The sequence below is a fragment of the Xanthomonas hortorum genome, assembly GCF_011305375.1.
Lineage (GTDB): Bacteria > Pseudomonadota > Gammaproteobacteria > Xanthomonadales > Xanthomonadaceae > Xanthomonas > Xanthomonas hortorum_E.
Genome location: NZ_VCME01000007.1, coordinates 309,487 through 327,768 on the forward strand (window position 1 = coordinate 309,487; position 18,282 = coordinate 327,768).

Sequence of the window (18,282 nt, forward strand, 5' to 3'; positions counted from 1 at the left end):
AATTTATGGCTAATCAAACTGAGTTTTTTGTCCTTAAGCCGGTTTTTTCGACTGTTAGCTTTGGCGGTGGATTCATGGCTCAGTTTCAGATTCATTCTAAGCATGCTCTACCACCACCGGATGACCCAAGGGTCGTCGCGGCTGCTGCTGATTGCGGATATGGTTTGATTGCTGGCAGTAGGGTCCTCGCGACTGCGGGGGAATGGACTGCTTTGAATAAATATCTGACTGAGCGTCTAGATTTGGTTAAATCACTAATAGTGAAGAGTGTGACTGGAGCTGGCGTTGTTGTGGCTAAGCGAGCTTCATTCGTTAGATTTTTAGAGAGTAACGAGAAATCTTCTGCTTCTTTCGTACTTGGGATGATCTATGCAAGGGTCGTCACGGAGGACTGGCAAAACATTCGGAACGGTGGTGGTCCACCGCTGCGGTTCTGGCATTACAAAATTCTTGGGAGTCCAGCTGTTAATCTCTCTGGATTTGCTCAGACCTTAATTGCAAATAATCCTGATTTTTTTGTTCAAGATACATATGGTTGCTGGTCTGCAGTTGAATCAAAAGGGTCCTTAGACGGGTTCGACCAGGCGAAGCTAAAGCAAGGTCTAATGCAGGCACATAAATTTGCATGCATTAATTTGCTTTCACTTGCTGGCGCTAGTCTAATGGTTGGAGTCTTGGCAGATCGGACTTGCTGCGTGACCTACATCGATGGCGCAACTGAACTACAAGCCAAGCATGTTGGGGAGCTCCCTACGTATCCAGCGGATGATCTGGAGCTCAGTAGGGAGCTCCTGAAAATTTCAGAAATACCCTTTGTTTTTGCCGAGGCTGCGGATCTTCTTAGGCTCGATGAGGCATTTTCGTATTTCAAAGCCCATGCTGGATTAAGCGATTTTGAAAGCGTTTCTGATGGAAGTATAATCTGGCATAAATCTAAGTATCTGCCTAATTTAAAGTTTGGAATGCTGGGTATTCACGTGCGATTGGCCGGGGCGCTACGCTGGTCGGTCAAAGCGCTTTCTGTAGTAGTGCCAAAAATTGCAGAAGCTCGAAGAAATAGGGTTGTTGGTCAAGAGCTTGATCTTCTAATCCGAACTTTGGCTGCAGAGATTGAAGCTAATTTTAGAGATGATCTTGGCGAAAATTCTGCAGAAAAAGCGGCCTCTAGGTGCTTAATAAGTTGCCTAGAAAAAATTCAAGTAAATAGTTCTGAATTCGACTGGTTAATTTTAATTGAGCTAATCTGGAACGCTCCCTTGCTAGATGGTTTCTATCATTCACGCCCCGTCCAGGGAGTGTACAGTATGGGTCGCCTATGGTCGGAGCTTCAGTCAAATATTAGGAACTATAATAATTCACTGAGTCGCTACCAGCGCATAGACGAAAATCTTCCAAATCTGGGCGAAACGCCCATATCTAGTCCTCCAACGTATTTTTACATGACTACTCATGGATTATTGGTCGATTCGGTATTTCGAACTGAACATGCCGGACTCGGTGCGGGCGAGCGATTCTAAGTTCATCCGCACGCATGAGGCCGGAAGCATTCACCACCAGTCATCGATCTTTCCCTTCACATAGAGCGCGCTAAGTGCTACAGCCCCGATGACAAGTCCGATCTTTCCTCCAGTAGATGTACTATCCCAAACAGCGACCATTCTCGGGCCAAGCGGACTTTCGCCAACCCGATTATCAGACTGCTGTCCTTCGCTTGATTCCGACCGCGTTGTGAGTAAGCGGTCGAGTTCACCGAGAGCGTCTTCGGCTGCACTCAGGAAACTAGAGAGAAGTTCGGGGGTCAACTCGACTTCAGGGTTGTGCACAACCTGATTCCTTACAGAAGCCAAAAAACGGATTCGCTTGGTCAGTTTTGATCCGAGAATCTGCTCCACGCTATTGGCCTTCTCGTGCAAGCCGCGGCCAATCGCACCGAGAGCTTGCAGTCTTCCCTCGACCTGTTTGGCTTGATTTACTACTACACTCATGGACATTGCTATCTCCTTTGAAATCGGACTTGCTTTAGCCGGCGATAAAACTGTCTGAGTAAGCTTCATAAGCTGGACATCAGCTAGAGCATTAGGCGCCGAGCCTGTGCTTGCTTGTGCGCTTTATGCTCAGCGCTAGTCTGATGATTGAAGATCCGTCGCCCGCCAATCGCTTTTTCCTCAAAACTTGCCTCAGTTCTCGGTAAACATCACCTGTGGCAAGACTGGCTTGTGACAAGTTGATCCAGTAGCATGTCCCGCTAATGCCTTGAAAGCCTCATGACGAAGGGCTCTCAAGACGGGCCTCATCGGTTCCAAGCCAGTTCAATAATTGCTTAGATCCTATCACGGTCAGGTGCGTTCGGGCCCGGGATAGCGCAACGTAGGCTAGCTCTGAAAAATCTGCAAGTTCGCGAGTTGCGAGCAGTAAGATAAAACGACGTTCCAATCCCTTGAAATCGGAAATCGTCGAAAGACTAAGTCCTGCGTGGATCTGATCGCGCAAACGAGAGGTCAGACTTTGCAAGAGCTCTGAATCGCAACTCAGCACGGCGATATCACTTGGTAGCACGCCTTCTGCATTGATCAGTCGTAAGATCTCGCCTAAAGCGTGATTCTCCATCGCTTTATCTTCGGCCAAGATCCAATTAACCTCGGCACCAAGAGGCCCATCTGCAGACAGGAGCGGCCCCCTGTAAAAGCGTTGCGTGGCCTTGTGAATATTTTGAGTATTCCGCAGATTTCGGCTTAGCCTGATTGGAATCAACGTGTAGGAGTCGAAGTGGCTACGCAGTTCTCCATAAACTCTTTGGTTGCTATCAAAGTAGGCGTGCAAGATTGACGATTCGGTGAGACCGGCAAGTGCGTCGATCGCAATCCACGTCGTGGGCGTGAAATCCTGCGCCTCATCAACGACCACCGCGTCGTAGGCAAGGTCAGGCCTAGCAGCTAAACTGTCAAACACCAAGTCAGGGAGCTGCTTAACTGGCAACGTGGCACCGCTCGTCAGTAACCCGGACTCTCTTCCTACTCGGTGAGCCAAATCGGCGAAGGTCTCAACTTGGACGTCGCTATCCTGCAGAACTACGCGGATGTGCTCAGCAAGCTGTGAGGATCCACAGGTGAGAAGAGTGCGTAGCCCTCTTGCCGCGATGCGCCTAGCATCTTCACAGGCAAGAACGGTCTTGCCCGTCCCAGCACCGCCTGACACCGCAACGCGATGAAGCCCTTCAAATGCAGTCAGGATGTGGAACTGTTGAGGCGTCAAGTTCTCGATGGCCTCATCATCGTCTGCACTCGAATAGGAAAGTGGCGAGTGCAGCTGAATCGGACGCGCAAGCAGTTGATTCAAAACACGAAGCCCCTGCTGTCCTAACGGATCCTCATTTCCGCCGTAGAGGCGCTTAAAAATCCAGTTTGCTAACTGGTCGAGATCAGTACGAGTCGCGAAGAGCTCACGCGGCTTATCTGGCCCCATGCTCAACGGCACCGCAGAGACATCGGGAAAAATTACACCATGACGAAAGCGGATGAAGCCGCTTGGCCAGCCGCGTTCCGCTCGAGCTTTTGCAAGAAGTGCATGCTTGCTATCAGAGGCCTGCTTGACTGGGTTCTTTATGCGATGACGAATTCCATAGCGATCGGTACTCTGCCATCGGTCGTCTGCTGGGTCGTAGCTAATAGAGCCACCCTTAACCTCAATAAAAAGCACGCCGTGGTCCGGGTGAGCCACAACAAAGTCACACTCGCCATCAATCTCGCCACCTGATGCAGTCTCGCCTAGCCAAGGGCGAGAATAGAAGATCGTCCAAGAAGCACTAAGCTGCGCGGAAAGGGCATCAAATACGCGAATCTCAGCTGAGCGACGAGACTCACTACGGATTGCTGCTGGGAGCATGCGCGGCCACATGGTTGCCATGGCTAGTACTGCTCCGCTATGAGGCTATGGAAGAATCCAAGCGATGGAGCCGCAGGTGTTCCAACAAGGAGAGCGCGATCGAGAAATTGGTTGAACTCCTCGCACGAGGTTTCTGGCGAGAGCACACAAGCATGACAGGCAGCAAGCGACATGCCACCAGTGCTTGCGAGAAGATCCTCAATGCAGAGCGGGTCAGAGGAGCACCACGCCTGAGCCTGAATGGCTGTAACGATGGTGCGCTCCATTCGCCCAGGCTCTCCTTCACGCTGCAGGCCCCCCAACGTGCCGTCGTCGTCGGTGGTAGCTGTATAGATAAGCAGACCCGCCATCGGCGCATCGCCCTCGTCAATGTAGAGTCGTTCTCTAAGTGCAGTTGAGGAGTAACCGCAATCCAGCGTGAGCTGGCGCATTAGGGCATGAGCGAGCGTATGCACAAGCACGTGCCGGGGCGTGATCGGGCGCGGAGGCATTTCTGCGCCGAAGCGCTCGCGCCAATCAGCTTGATATCGATCATTCAGTACGCGGATGCGCTCAATGACTGCTGCCTGCTTCTCCCACTGCAAAAGCGCACCACTATCGATCTCTAGGTAGACTCCCTCGCCGCGCACCTCGATGGCGGGGAGCCAGTCGAGACGCTGCGCGGAGATTGGCGCAATATTTGGCGAGTCAGGGTCACCTGGCGGATGGATGCGCGTAAATCCCTTCAGCGCCCTCACCTCACGCAAGCGCACGACGCGCACAAGGTGCGAGAACCACTTATCTATGCCGATGGACACAATCTGCGGCCGCATCTCAAACTCGCGGTCCGGCCCTTGGTCGGCGACGCCACTCGTGAACTGGCGATGCTCTTCACCCCTGAGGTTCTTGGTGTCGATCTGCTCGTGAGAAGTAAGACGGCGATTGAGCTGTTCGGCAAACGCATCCGGCGTCAGTCCGAGCTCAGCGAGAACGGGTTTGAGTTCGTTCTTCGCAAGAATGCGCACAAGCAGCGCGCGCTCGTCCGCATCCTCAACATTCATAAACTGGTCCCACATCACACCCATCGCTTCTTGCAACTGATCTGACCATGGGGGGATGCTCAGTGCAGACTCGACCACCGGGAAGTAGAGATTCGATGCGCCACGCTGGACGGCGCGGGCTTTGTGTTCGCAGGTTTCATCGGCTCCTGCAAGCCACAATCGTCTGCCTCGGCAATTCGGAAATGTCTCCCACGTTTCCTCGGAGAACACGCGATCCATCGAGCGCCTTGCATGGCAGCTCGGGCAGCTCAAGATGAGCCCGGCAAGACCTGCACGCTCGGACACAAGGCTGAGGAAGCTACGCTTCTGACACCCTTCGTTGTGTCGCAGCCATGCATGCCACGGGAACTCATCCAGATGCCCTCCCTCGCAAGCCATCACAAAACGGACGGGCACCACCCAGACCTTCCTGCGTCCAGGCATACGCTGGGTGCACTGAGCGCAGTAAAGACCAGGTTGGCCGGACTCATCTGACCAAGCCCGCCATTCAGCAAGTCTGCTACACTGCGGGCACTGCAACCAGTTTGGAAAGCGTATAGCCACGAGCGCCTTGTTGTCCGGCCGATCAAAATCTTCAGCCGAAACGGGAGGTAGGCGGAAGCCCTGTACGCCCAGCTTTTTTTGCAGGCGCGCCTCCAGCACCGTCTGCTCGTTGCGCATGCCCGCAGGTGGAAAGTTTCGATCCCATTCTTCAAGGCCAGCTGCCACAGCGGAGATCGGGGCATCTCCAGCGCGGAAGTCGATAACGGCGCCAGGGCCAAATAGGGAAGCCGCTGCGCTGCGACGTAGATCGCCAAGCTTATTGCGCGACATCAGTGTTCCTTAGTGCAGACACAAGGCGGTAGGGCGTTGCAGGCTCAACACCACGCATGGAGTTTGGCGTCGGCCACGCCTGACCCACCACACGACCGGTAGCGCGCCTTGCGGCCGCCTCTTCGGCGCTTTGCATGAGAGATGAGGCCCTTGAGCCTTTCCTCTTCCAGTAGATTTCTGGTGCGCGCCGAATCCATGCATCAAGACTGCGATTAAGCTCATCAAGCACATCTGTCTCGTCTCCGTCGATCCGTCCAGCGCGTGCCGCGACGAGGCCCGTGAGTTCGCGCGCTTTTTCGATCGACGCTTCCGACCAAGCGGGGTTTTCGAGCATTTCAGGAATCAGGTGTCGGACGAGTGCTACCAGCACTGCATGAAGCGCACGGTCACGAGCACGTGAGGCAAACGGAGTGGCACTAGTTGCTTCGACGAACCTATACAGCATTGAGTGCCAAGTACTGAAGGTCTCGTAATGAGAACGGTCGCGAGGCTTAGCATTGTTAAGCAGTACAACAACAAGACCTGGCACCCTGCCGCGACCGACGCGGCTTGTTGCCTGAATGTATTCCGCCATCGTCTTGGGCTGACCATTTACGAGCATGAGGCCCAATCGCGGAATATCGACACCGACACTCACCATGTTTGTGGCAAGAACCACATCGACGGCTCCAGGCCGATCAACGCGCACAGCCAGTTTTTCCAGCATGTCGCGGATCTCGGCTTGGCTACGACGGGATGTCAACTCCTCGATATCTGATAGCTGACGGGCCGTCGCACTGGTACGCGCAGCAAGGAGGGCGAGAGTGTCGGAGACGTCGTCCTGCATGAGCACGAGCGCACCGCCCAGTTCTCTCAGCGAGTTGAAGTATGCAAGCAGGGTCCAGTATGGATCTCTATGCTGCTCGTCCAAAGCATGTAGAGCGCCATTCAATAGTGAGGCTGACACGGCTTGGAGAGTGAATTTTGCGGATCGACCGGCTGTTGTAAGTCCGACATAGCAACGTCCCGCAAGCGTCTTGTCAGGCACGGCAAAGCCAGAGTCTTCAGCATCAAGTCCAGGGGGAGGGAACTGGCAGGTGCGTCTGTCAAACAGAGCGCGAACCTGCTCTTGCGCACGACGAATGGTGGCAGTTGATCCAATAATTTTAGGTTGATGTCCGTTGGCCGAAAGGATGATATCGACTGCTGTCTCGTAGAGACCTGTCAGCGTGCCCAATGGACCGGCAATCAGGTGAAGCTCATCCTGCAGGATAAGCTGAGGCTGCATTGGGGTACCGACGCCAAAGAGTGCGCTTGATTCTGATTTGCGGACTATCTGCGCGAATTTATCGATGGTGCCAATGAGCATTGTCGGCCGCTGCTGGTAGATGTCTTCGTCGACCGCGAATACAGGGATCGGCGCGTTGGAGAGCGCACAGCCTGCACTGTGGCATCGAATCACCACAGGGTCAGTTGGTCGCCGTTGCAAGTAGTCAAGATCCACACCGCAACACGGGCACTTAGTGAGCTGCCGGGCAGAGGGTTTAAACGGGTCACCTCGGTTGTCGAAGGCGTCCTTGCGCGTGTTTGGCGTTGCGTCGCCACCGACCCATAGGCCCAATGAAAACGGCGTCCTGCCGAGGTTCACTTTTCGACCCGGGTCGACAGTGCCGCAGCGGATGGCTTCACAGGCACAGACCGTGGCCGCAGCTCGTATGAACTGCTGGGTGGTTAGGAGACGCAGGGTGTAACGCATGATGCAAGCCACCCCATCGCCATCCTCGGGACTTGCTCCAATCAAACGACGATGGAACGCGACCATTGCTACGAGACCGAGATAAGCCTCAGTCTTTCCGCCGCCCGTTGGGAACCAAAGGAGGTCCATTACAGACCGGTCGGGATGTTGCGGATCGAGCGTCGACTCCATGGAGAGGAGCAGAAAGCCGAGCTGAAAAGGCCGCCAGATGAGAGGCGAGCCGCCCCACTTGCGCTGTGTTTCCATAGCAAGGTTAGCGAGCCGGAATGCTTCTGCCATGGCAGCATCGGATGAGAGGCGATCGATACAGCAACGCATCCGCCCGAGCACGTGCGAGACCTCCCCGAGATGAGCTTCTGCAGTTCCCAAAAGCTGCTGTGGGATATCAGAAATCGCAGCCCTCTGATCTTCAAGCCAAGCGTGGTAGGCCTCGCAAAGGGCGCTTAGGTGGCCTACCAGCTCACTGTCGGAGCTTCGCGCCAACGTTGCAGCTGCAAGCGCGCCATTGCTCACTAATTCCGCGAAGTGAGACGAGCCATCGGGACTGATGGCGGGGCTTATAGCCTGCGGGATCCAAGCCGTTCGCACTTTATTAATCTCGCCTTCCTGCTTATCTAGGTCCCATTGGGCGGAGCAGGTGTGTCCGGTTGCATACTCGCGTGAGCGCCTGAAAAGAAGAGCATTGGAGCGATCGTCAGCATCTACAGCCGCCTTTCGGCTTGGGCGTGTGATCAACCGCGACCCGGTTGCCGCGCTGACTATCATTTCGGTCTGAAATAAGGTTGCCTGCTCGATGGCCTCGCGGCTCCGCTCTGGCGTAGCGCCGTTAACTAGCGTGATTGTCACAAGAGAGCCTGCTTCGAAGGGAAGCACACGCACATTTAAGCGAACACCCTCGATGCCAATAGCAGCCAGAGGAATGTCTGCCTTCGTTTGGGGAAGCACAATCTCGATTGGCGGTAGCGAACAAGAAATTCTCACCCACTTTCCCTTCTCTTCCGGATGTGGCGCATAGCGCCCGCATGCAATCTCAACAATTACCCTGGGCAAAGCATCGTCGTCAGATACGCAGGCGAAAGAAATCCCTGCTGTAGATGGACGACGCATCTGTGCCGCTGGAGGCTGAGATGCCTCATCAGTCTCTTCGTTGCTGTCGCCGTCTCCACCAGCGATTGCAAGCCGCTCATCCTGATCGGGCGGAATGGCGGTGTTTTGCGGCCACAATATGCCAGTGAGATAGACGTCAGACGGCTTTGCATCTATCGACTCGTCAGGGGCGAATGGCCCGATCAGGTCGACCTTAAGGCGCTCGATTAGGTTGTCGCGTGCTGACATCAACGGGATCTCGGTTTGGCGATCGAAAGAGATGTAAGGAGAGGGGAAAACAGAAAGCCGCTTGATTTCCAAGGCTCGAGCATGGTGTCCAAGTAAGGGCTCTCGGGTGCCACGACCATTGTTCGAAGGCCGATCGATCGAACATGACCAAGCCAGCCAATGTGTTTATTCAAGTGCCAAGCTATCTGCCTGATATCGGATCGGAAGCTCTCGCTCATGCCAGCCAGACGCTGTTCACCGTCAGTAAGAGTGAACTGCCAGCCCACGCCCTCCTCCACACGCAGCGTCAAGCTCTGGCGCTGCGATTGCGAGCGCCACGCCATCTGCGCCGTCATTGCGTCATCCTGCCGAGTGAAAAAAGGCCTGCCAACGAGGCCCGGCGGCTCAAGGTCGAAGTGCCTCCCGACTTCCACCTGGAGATAGTCGCCGGCACGACGCCACACTCTTCCATTTGTATGGCTGCCACCAGCCATGCCGGTGGTGCCGACCAGCAGGCGCTCGCGCGCACGGGTCGCACCCACAAATATCACGCGCGCCTCTTCCCCAGTCTTGTCTGGGCCATGTCGGTCTTGTAGATACAAATAGACGGTCGGCGCTTCGCGCCCCTTGCTAGCATGAATGGTGCCGATGATGGGTCCGGCGGTTCCGAATTCAGCCATGCAGAAGATCATTGGGGGGTTCGTGCGGGAGAGAACTCTGCGAAGCTTATGGAGATCAATGGTCACTGCGGAGTCGCCGGCCACTTCGACGCAGCGGTTCCATGCTTCATTGCAATCGAAGGGTGCATGGACATTACGGGCGTCCCAGCGCTTCTCGAACTCGTCTCGTGAGATGCGTCGCTGCAGGTAGTCCCAGAACAGCTGCGCTACCCAAGCGCGTACGCAGATAGGAAGACCAGAAAGGCGAAGGCGGTGTGGTATTAGTCCAGAGCGACTGGACGCAAGCAAGACGTCAAATCGGTTCCGCATGAGCACAAGCGAATCATCGGGGAGTTCGGCCAAGTCGAGCTTGGTCACGTCTCCCACTTTTCCATGGGCAAGGCGCTGAATCTCTTTTCGGAGATGATTTCCCATGTCCGACCGCTTTCCTTCGAGGAGCTCATGGCGCAGGTCGGTGAAGATCGTGAGGAGGCGCGGGTCCGCGGTACGGTGAACCTGGGTTAAGCGTGTCTGATGGAAACCCAGCGCAGAAACAGCGTCGAGTAGATTCGTACCTTGTGACTCGCTATGTCCTTCCGCGAAGCCATAAATCGCCTGCGCCCGATCAGCAAAGACAGTTACTCCGCTTTCCGGGTATAACGCGTCAATCATTGTGAGTACCAGATCAGCGCGAGGTCCGACAATGTCTTGCGCCTCATCGACGATGAGATGCTCGATGCGTGCTACATCGTCAGCAACGTCGCTGTCCTCCCGGATCAGACGACGTGCCGCTTGGATGTTGTCTTCATAACTGCCAGTGAGTCGCGCATCTTGTGAGAAGCCAGACTGGATGGCCCACGCGAACGCATCTAGGGTAACGATCCGGACGCTGGAGGCGTCGGCGGGGTCTTCGAGAGCTCGGGCGATACGGTTGCGAATTTCCACAACGGCGGTGCGCGTGAAGCTCACGAGGCAGATACGAGTTGCGGGAATCCCACGATTAACCATCGCGGCGACTCGCGCACAGGCAGCGTGCGTTTTTCCCGTTCCTGGGCCAGCATCAACTAACAAACGCGCGTCCGGCGGTTCATTGATGGGATCGCCCTGCCAAGTTGGCGCGCCTTGCCCAAGAGCTTCGCTTTCGGGTGGGAGTGGTTGCAGAAGCGGCGCGCGGATTGGCGGAGCCTCTCGCGCCGGCTTGTTAACCACCAACACCTTTTCGGTTCCGGAGGAGGGCGGCTTCAGCGTAGTTGAATCTTGATCTACTCCGAGCTCAATTGAGCCAGCAACCAGCGGCCAGAGCTGCTTTTTGAACGTTATCGCTGGCTGCCCGTCTATCTCCCTAAGAGGGCGGAAAATCGTGGCGATAGCCCTGCCATTCAGCAGTACACGAACTTCTAAATCCTCTGACATCCCCTGACGCGCCTTCCATGTTCACGTATGCCCAAGTGTACTGTGTTGCGAACCCGCCTTTTGATCAGATTCTAGTTGGATATCTGCCTTTCCTTGTTCTCTAGGCAGTCGTTCAAGGCCGAGGCTGTCTACATCAGTGAGACGCTAAAGAGCTAGCCTGGGGACATGCACCCCGTCTTTATTTCTCGAAACGATATAAGTGGGCAATCTTGTGCGGGCGCACCTGGAGAGGGTGCAATTATACGCATTGTGGTGCAGAATGGCGCCACATTCACTTCTGGTCCCAGCCCATGGCCCGACCGTCTATTGCTCCGGACCGCAAGACCATCAGGACCTCTGTCATGCTGTCTGAGGAGGTGCACCTCCAGATCCAAGCGCTGGCGGATACCAATCAGGTCTCCTCTGCCTGGGTCATCCGGATGGCTGTGCAACGCTTTTTGGACGAATTTCAGGGACAGCGTGAGCTGCCCCTTCGCATATCGCGACAAGGATCTGATTCATGAGTAACAACGTCATCCTCCGCAAGCTGGAGCGCCTGCGTTCTGGGGTAAAGCCCCGTGTGCTGGATCTTTTTGCTGGCTGCGGCGGTATCTCCCTCGGCTTTGAAGCTGCAGGCTTCGAGCTGCGGGCATCGGTAGAATTTGACAATGACGCTGCGCGCTCTCACGGCCTGAATTTCCATGCCGGTGCTCCTGCGCACAGTCAGGCTATCGACATTACCCAAACCACACCTGAGGAACTATGTGATCGCATGGGTCTGGGCGGCACTGCGGATGCGTTCGACGTCGTCGTGGGCGGCCCCCCATGTCAGGCCTTCGCTCGCGTCGGTCGCTCCAAGCTCCGAGAGATTGAGGAGCACCCGGAGGCCTTCATCCATGACCCCCGCGCTCAGCTTTACAAGAAGTATCTGGAGTACGTCGACACGTTCCAGCCGCTCGCTGTCTTGATGGAAAACGTGCCCGACATCCTCAACCATGGGGGGCAGAATATTGCAGAGGAAACCTGCGAGGTTCTTAGTGCTAAGGGCTACGTCTGCGGCTACACCCTGCTCAACGCTGCTTTCTACGGCGTCCCTCAGATGCGCGAGCGTATGTTCCTCATCGCCTACAGGAAGGAACTTGGCGTCAGTGTGTCCTTTCCTGCTCCCACCAACTGGCTAGTGCTTCCACCTGGCTATGAGGGCTCGCGCTCGGTCGCTCTTAAAACCCTACGTAGTCTGGCCGGCCAAGCCCACTCGTACGTCACGCCGCCTGCGGCCACGATGGATCTGCCTCCCGCAGTGACCGCCGAGGATGCGCTGGCAGATCTCCCCCGGATCGATGCTAGACAGTTGCTGGCCACTGGCAAGCTCTCGCGTGGCGCACGCCGTTTTGACACGGCCGCAGGCTATGGCAGGAAGAAGCCATCTGCCTATGCAATCCTGATGCGCACATGGCCCGGGCATGAGGGTACCAGTGAAGGCCCCAACGATCACGTGATCCGCTATCTGCCGCGCGATTACGATCTGTTTGCCCGTATGAACGAAGGTGATCAGTATCCCCAGGCCTACGCCCACGCGGTAGAAATGTTCCAGGAAAAGCTGGCCGCCGCCCGCAATAGCGGACAGAAGATCTCCGAGGGTTCGGCAAAGTACAAAGCGCTGTGGGATTCGATCGTTCCGCCTTATGACGCCAGTAAGTTCCCGAACAAGTGGCGCAAGATCTGGCGCAAGCAGCCTGCGCGCACGCTGATGGCCCATCTCGGCAAGGACGGCTACAGCCATATCCACTATGACAGCAGTCAGGCCAGAACGATCTCGGTCCGCGAGGCCGCCCGCCTGCAGTCCTTCCCTGACGGCTTCCGCTTCAGCGGAACGATGAACCCGGCATTCAAGCAAATCGGTAACGCAGTTCCTCCGCTGATGGCCAGGGTTCTGGCTTCGCACATGCTTAAGACCATTAGACAGCACGCCACGGAAAAGGAAACAACGGATGAGTCTCATCGAACGGCAGAAGCAGTTTCTTGAAGCGGCGCAACAGCACTTCAAGACTTCAAAGGCTGTAAAACCGCGTGAGTTGTTCGGGGTGTCCAACAGCGCAAAGATCATCGAGGGCGGGATCCAGCTTGGCGTAGTGAACCTGGATACCGTCAAGGAAGACGTGGAGGCCGTGATCCTCGGCTGCGTCCTCAGATTTCCACCGGAGGATGAGGTCTACTTTGCAGTACTGGTCCGCAAGGACAAAGCCAGCTTTCTTGCCCGGCTCAGCGAGATGAAGCGACTGGGCGCTGCTGCCGGCCGGAATGAGGAAGCAGAAACAGATTTCTCACTGGAGGCTGCTGCCGGCAGCGACGATACCGAGTTTGCGGAGGCCAGCATCAGATACAGCCCTAGGAACAACTTGGTCCCGATCTATCTGGCCGGCGACGGCCGATTGTGGCTGCGTAACTCCCAGTTCTGGGGCAGCTTGAACATCGACATGGCGCCGTTCGGGCCTGCGACCGAGCCCGATGAGATTGTTGTCGCGCTGCATCCACCGACTGCCTCTGCCAGGCGCAGCCTATTGGCGCGTGAGTTTATCGGATGGCTCGGAAGCTTGGTTGGCAGCGATAAGATTCACGAGCTGTCGATCTGGTCGGACGTTGCCTCTCTCAGCGCTGACATGCGGCGCATGCCCTCGGTCATTCCTGTAGCCCAGCTTGAAGCCGCAGTAGAGGCACTCGGAGGCCATTATCCCGGCGGCGAGGTCCGGCGTTTCCATGCCGCGTTGAACTTCCTTGAGCACAAGCATTTCGTCATCTTGTCCGGGCTCTCCGGGACAGGCAAAACCCAGCTGGCACTGAAATATGCCCGTGCCGTCCATGGCTTGAACTCTGACACAGCTGCAGATCCCCTGCTGTTCGTGTGTCCGGTGCGTCCGGAGTGGACTGACCCTGCAGGTCTAACCGGTTATCACGATGTCCTGACCAACAGATACGTGGTGCCTACCTTTCTCGAAGCCGTACTGGTGGCCACTGCACATCGCGAATCGCCGGTGTTCGTCATCCTGGATGAGATGAATCTTGCGCGTGTGGAGTATTACTTCTCCGACATGCTCTCGGCAATCGAGACCGGTGGAGCGCTGCAACTACACTCCAACAGTGTTCCTTTGGAGGGCACGACCGGATCGTCGGTGCGCGCAGAGATCCCGCTGCCGTCCAATCTGTACATCATCGGCACGATCAACATTGATGAGACAACCAATCCGGTCAGTGACAAAGTGCTGGACCGCGCTACGGTGATCGACATGTCAGCGGTTGATGCGGCAGGCTTTCTTGTCTCGCTGGCCGGGCGCAGTAATGAGCTGCGGGCTGCATGCGATGCCGCCCGCGACAAGCTTCTCGAGATCCATGGATTGATGCAGCAGCACGGCCAGGGCTTTGGATACCGGGTGCTCGAAGAGTTCGTCCGCTATCACGCATTCGACGCCGCGCACCTCCAGAGCCCTGCAGATCAGGTCACTGACGATCTTCTCGTTCAGAAGATTTTGGTGAAGCTTCGAGGCTCTGAGCGCCAGCGGCCTTTGCTCACCGCACTTGAGAAAGCATGCCAGGGCCTTCCTCGCACCCTCAGCTACATCAGGAAGTTAAAGGATGATCTGGACGAGTTCGGCTCCTTTCAGGCAATGCGCTGAAGTATGAGTTCGCTCCACATACATAGCGAAGGTGGCGGCCAGAGCTGGCAAGTCTGGCCCGCACGGGACAACATTCCTCCTGGATGCATCCGCGAGGCTGCCTCCTACTTGTTTGAGTTGCGCGACAGCGATCAGGCGCCTGAGGCCGATCTGCTTATCGACGATGTGCCGGCAGAAGCGCTGCGCTCAAAAAAAGCGGATACAGCACGGTGGAGATGGACGCCTGGATTTCACGCAGGCGCAGTCCAGATTGCGCTGAAGCTTCCAGGCTCAGGGGCGCAGCGTTTGGAGATCACAACTGATCCTGACCTACGCAAGCTCACCCGGGACGACTTCGACGCCATGGTGCGCGAAGTTCTTGAAGATACCTTCTCGCTTTTTTCTTTGAGTGCTTTCCGTAAAGGTATCGCGCGCCAGCCGGGGAACCGCCCGCCGCCGCTCGCACGCCTTGAGTTCCTGCACTCGCGTGCAGAAGCAATCATCGAGGCGGTCAATACGATCGGACGTTTCCCAAGGAATTTCCTTCAGTCCGAACTGGTGACATTGCCCTTTCATCGCGCAAGCCGCCTGACCGGACCTGAGATCATCAGATCTTTCAGGAAGGGCGTGGTATTGAAAGAAACACGTGCGCCCTCAAGGCTGCCACAAGCGCTCGGCGGGCGCCTGCCCGCGCAGATCACCACCCGGCGCCGGAGCAACAGTGCGGACATAGCCGAGCATCGCCAGATCAAGGCCTGCCTTGAGGCATGGGCTGCATGGCTGAGCAGCATCGCCGACACGCTGGAAGGTCTTGCACGGAAAGACGACCCGGAAATGGTCAGCACCTCCGGGAGCTGGTCAGTACGCTCACGACGCGTCGCACGCAAGCTGTCCGGCATAGTCCGCAGCGGGTTTCTGGCAGACGTTGGGAGCTCGCCTGCCACTTTGAAAATGTCGCCACTGTTCAGAAGCGATCCGGCCTACAGCCGTCTCTACCGGCTGTGGCAGGACATGAATCTCGGTCTTGCAGCACTTTTCGGCGACTTTCTGCAGATGCCGCTGGCCAGAACCTACGAGCTTTACGAACTTTGGTGTTTTCTGCGACTTCTTCGTGCAGCGATCGAAGAATACGGACAGGAAGGTGCCGATCTCAGTGGCCTGTTCACCACCGACGCCGCTGGCGGGCTGACGCTGTCTTCAGGCTCGGTTACCGTGCCCGTCGGGCCTGACAGGCTCATCAGCTTTCAGAGACGCTACCGCGAGTACTGGTGTGAGCCCGGCGGAGAAGGCAGCTTCAGCAGAACCATGGTGCCCGACGTAGTCTTTACCGGCACCGGCTTCAACGCAGCGCAGAGGCAGGTCATCGTGCTTGATGCCAAATACCGGATCAATGACGGGCTGAACGATGCGCTCAACTCGATCCACACATATCGGGATGCGCTTGTAACGCAGGCAGACAATGACCAAGTCTCCGGCCTAGTGACTGCCGCCTACCTGCTCACACCTCATGTCCCTGTGATCGGAGAGGACTTCAAGAAGACGCCGGTCCCCGGCCGGCTCTTTCATCCCCAATACCGAGAGAAGTTCCGGTTCGGCGCCATCACCCTGCGCCCTGGCATGAGCGGCGAGGCGCTGCGCAGTGCGCTCAGGACTATCGTCGCGGACGCCGCAGGAAGCATCTGATGGCCGACGTTCTCACGCCTGATCAACGCCGGCTCAATATGAGCCGGATCCGCGGGCGTGATACCAAGCCGGAGATGATCATCAGACGCGGACTGCATGCACTAGGTTTTCGATACAGGCTCCAGGATCGATCACTTCCAGGTCGCCCCGATCTTATCTTTCCACGCTACCGTGCGGTGATATTCGTGCATGGTTGCTTTTGGCACGGACACGACTGCTCCTTGTTCAAGCTTCCCACAACCCGAAGGGACTTTTGGAAAGATAAAATTGCCTCGAACCGCGTTCGCGATAAACGAGTAGAAAATTCCCTTCTCGAAAAGGGCTGGCAAGTCGCCATTGTGTGGGAGTGTAGCCTCAAGGGACCCGGAAGAAAGGGGGCTAAAGAGGTCTTACAGCAGTGCCGCTCGTTCCTGCTCTCAAGTGGGGTCGCGCAGATCAGTATCCGTGGAGCGGAGTAGAAGCATGAACATTAAAAAGCAGTCTGGCACCATCTCCTTTGATGTAGGTCAGCTCGATGACATCCAGCTCCTTGCGCTACGCGCCCAGATCGACGCCGAAGCAAGAAAGCGTGGACTTAATTTTAATGTGGGCGAGATTGGCGAGAAGCTGGCAATCTCTCTCTTCAAAGAGCGTACTGATCTGCCAGTTCTTGTTCCTGCTCCGCGAGGCACCAAGAGCATCGACGCCATCTCCCGAGCTGGAAATCGCTATTCCATCAAGACGCTTCAGAGAGCCCAGAAGACGGGAACCATATATCCGGACCCGCTGGCTCCGGAACGTCAGCTGTTTGAGTTCATTCTTATTGTTTTACTGGATGAAAGCTTTACTTTGGAGAGGGTCGTCGAACTGGATTGGGAACAGTTCTGTGTCGTTCGAAGCTGGGACACACGGATGAATGCATGGTACGTATCACGCTCTAAACGAGCACTCGACTGCGGCCGCCAGCTTTATCCTGGGGCGCCAGAGAACAAGCGGTCGATCCGGACGAATTGCGTGGTGCTTGATCGCGTTCTCCCTCATCGGGTAAAACAGTAAAACTGAACTCGGGCCGCGCTTCAAGCGCGTCTACGGCAGACGTTGGCCACGTACACCCAAGTGCATTTCTAGAACATAACGGTCGCGCTTGTTGCCCAGGCTCTGAATCGCGACGGCCACTGACATGGGCACGTCGGTGTGGTCGATCGACAGCACTTCATCTGCAGTTGGCGCGTTTTGAACCTTCTGGTTCGCTACCTCAATCATGGCGATGTACTTGAGGCCGAAGGCTCACTCGCTGAAGACCCCTGCGGAATCAGCCTGGGTTCGCTCTGGAATACGGAATCGGTAGGAACTCTGTCGACCGTCGAGGTCTGTAGACTCTTCTGCTGTTGCAGTAGGTACTGGGCTAGGACGGCAATTGGGTGCGTTTGCGTTGCCCGCCGCATCTGCTCAGGAAGAATGCGGGCTGCCGCCGCACTGATGCCTGAGCGTGACCGCTGGTGGCTGCAGGCAAGCTGATCCAGATCTATGCCGCGCTCGAGGCCGTCGATTAGTTCTCTAAGTTCCTCAGAGCTCCAGCGCTGGCCATGTCGAGTGGGCAGTTCGGAGTTCTTGGGCGAGGACTTCGTGGATAGTCATGCTTCTGCTTCCGTGCTCTTCAAGCGGTGGTTCAAGGCGTCGGCCCGGACGCAGCTCAGGCGCAGCGTGAGGGCTTTTGCCTTATCAACCCTCTCAATTGGTGGCCTGGTCTGTTATCCCACACGGCCATGGCTTGTTGGAAGACGTAATTGAGCAATTGACCCTCTGCTCGCCTGTATGTCTCCGCAGTTCTGAGAATAGCGGCACGCGACGACTATCAGACCCCCGAGGCTGTGATAGATGGCGTTCGGCGCGCACAGCCCATACTTCACGTTCAGTGGCGTCGACCGGCTTGTACGGCAGTCTCGTAGGCTTGCAACCGCTCAAGGGCCGGAAAGCTCGATTGAGCCAATGCGAAGATATGCCCGGTGTTGCTCGCTCCCCAGTAGCTTGGGTATCAAACAAGTTTTGCCAAGGCTCGTCGTGTAGATGTTGCCGTCCGCGAATGGGCCGACGGGGTGCAGGGGTACCGAGAACTGGAGGCCACGCTGCTGGGC

General features: G+C 56.3%; 12 protein-coding genes. 6 read left to right on the top strand and 6 right to left on the bottom strand.

Annotated elements, in window-relative coordinates:
- The first annotated feature begins 5 nt into the window (after nt 1-5).
- Nucleotides 6-1,517 carry a hypothetical protein gene (locus FFY45_RS09150; RefSeq protein ID WP_176340190.1) on the top strand — a complete coding sequence of 504 codons (1,512 nt, stop codon included), beginning with the start codon at nt 6-8 and terminating at the stop codon, nt 1,515-1,517.
- A gap of 30 nt (nt 1,518-1,547) precedes the next feature.
- On the opposite strand, the gene FFY45_RS09155 is transcribed toward FFY45_RS09150, so the two are convergent.
- From FFY45_RS09155 to FFY45_RS09175, 5 genes are all read right to left on the bottom strand, one after another.
- Nucleotides 1,548-1,991 (bottom strand): hypothetical protein, encoded by a 444-nt coding sequence (locus tag FFY45_RS09155; RefSeq protein WP_176340191.1) that lies wholly within the window; start codon nt 1,989-1,991, stop codon nt 1,548-1,550.
- Nucleotides 1,992-2,262: 271 nt separating this feature from the next.
- The gene (locus FFY45_RS09160) at nt 2,263-3,903 is read right to left on the bottom strand and encodes a nuclease-related domain-containing DEAD/DEAH box helicase (RefSeq protein WP_176340192.1); all 1,641 of its coding nucleotides are present in this window, start codon (nt 3,901-3,903) and stop codon (nt 2,263-2,265) included.
- A 2-nt stretch (nt 3,904-3,905) separates the two neighbouring features.
- A complete protein-coding gene (gene drmB / locus FFY45_RS09165; protein ID WP_176340193.1) occupies nt 3,906-5,735 on the bottom strand; it encodes a DUF1998 domain-containing protein in 1,830 nt (609 codons plus the stop codon).
- Complete coding sequence (locus tag FFY45_RS09170; protein WP_255171910.1) at nt 5,722-8,877, bottom strand: helicase-related protein; 3,156 nt, start codon at nt 8,875-8,877, stop codon at nt 5,722-5,724. The genes drmB and FFY45_RS09170 overlap by 14 nt, the downstream gene beginning before the upstream one ends.
- Nucleotides 8,805-10,856, bottom strand: a complete 2,052-nt coding sequence (locus FFY45_RS09175) for a UvrD-helicase domain-containing protein (protein ID WP_176340195.1) — start codon at nt 10,854-10,856, stop codon at nt 8,805-8,807. The genes FFY45_RS09170 and FFY45_RS09175 overlap by 73 nt, the downstream gene beginning before the upstream one ends.
- 499 nt (nt 10,857-11,355) lie before the next feature.
- Here FFY45_RS09175 and FFY45_RS09180 point away from each other — a divergent pair, with 499 nt between their 5' ends.
- Genes FFY45_RS09180 through FFY45_RS09200 form a run of 5 tightly spaced genes read left to right on the top strand, consistent with a single transcriptional unit; the run spans nt 11,356 to nt 17,203 of the window.
- Nucleotides 11,356-12,861: a DNA cytosine methyltransferase gene (locus tag FFY45_RS09180; RefSeq protein ID WP_176340196.1), complete on the top strand. Its 1,506-nt coding sequence runs from the start codon at nt 11,356-11,358 to the stop codon at nt 12,859-12,861.
- Nucleotides 12,827-14,506, top strand: coding sequence for an McrB family protein (locus FFY45_RS09185; protein ID WP_176340197.1), 1,680 nt, complete (start codon nt 12,827-12,829; stop codon nt 14,504-14,506). Before FFY45_RS09180 ends, FFY45_RS09185 begins: the two co-directional genes overlap by 35 nt.
- A gap of 3 nt (nt 14,507-14,509) precedes the next feature.
- The gene (locus FFY45_RS09190) at nt 14,510-16,168 is read left to right on the top strand and encodes a DUF2357 domain-containing protein (RefSeq protein ID WP_176340198.1); all 1,659 of its coding nucleotides are present in this window, start codon (nt 14,510-14,512) and stop codon (nt 16,166-16,168) included.
- Nucleotides 16,168-16,626: a very short patch repair endonuclease gene (locus FFY45_RS09195; protein ID WP_176340199.1), complete on the top strand. Its 459-nt coding sequence runs from the start codon at nt 16,168-16,170 to the stop codon at nt 16,624-16,626. Before FFY45_RS09190 ends, FFY45_RS09195 begins: the two co-directional genes overlap by 1 nt.
- Before the next feature lie 4 nt (nt 16,627-16,630).
- Nucleotides 16,631-17,203, top strand: a complete 573-nt coding sequence (locus tag FFY45_RS09200; RefSeq protein ID WP_217902505.1) for a hypothetical protein — start codon at nt 16,631-16,633, stop codon at nt 17,201-17,203.
- Between the two features lie 30 nt (nt 17,204-17,233).
- On the opposite strand, the gene FFY45_RS09205 is transcribed toward FFY45_RS09200, so the two are convergent.
- Nucleotides 17,234-17,410 carry a hypothetical protein gene (locus FFY45_RS09205; protein WP_176340200.1) on the bottom strand — a complete coding sequence of 59 codons (177 nt, stop codon included), beginning with the start codon at nt 17,408-17,410 and terminating at the stop codon, nt 17,234-17,236.
- Between the last annotated feature and the right edge of the window lie 872 nt (nt 17,411-18,282).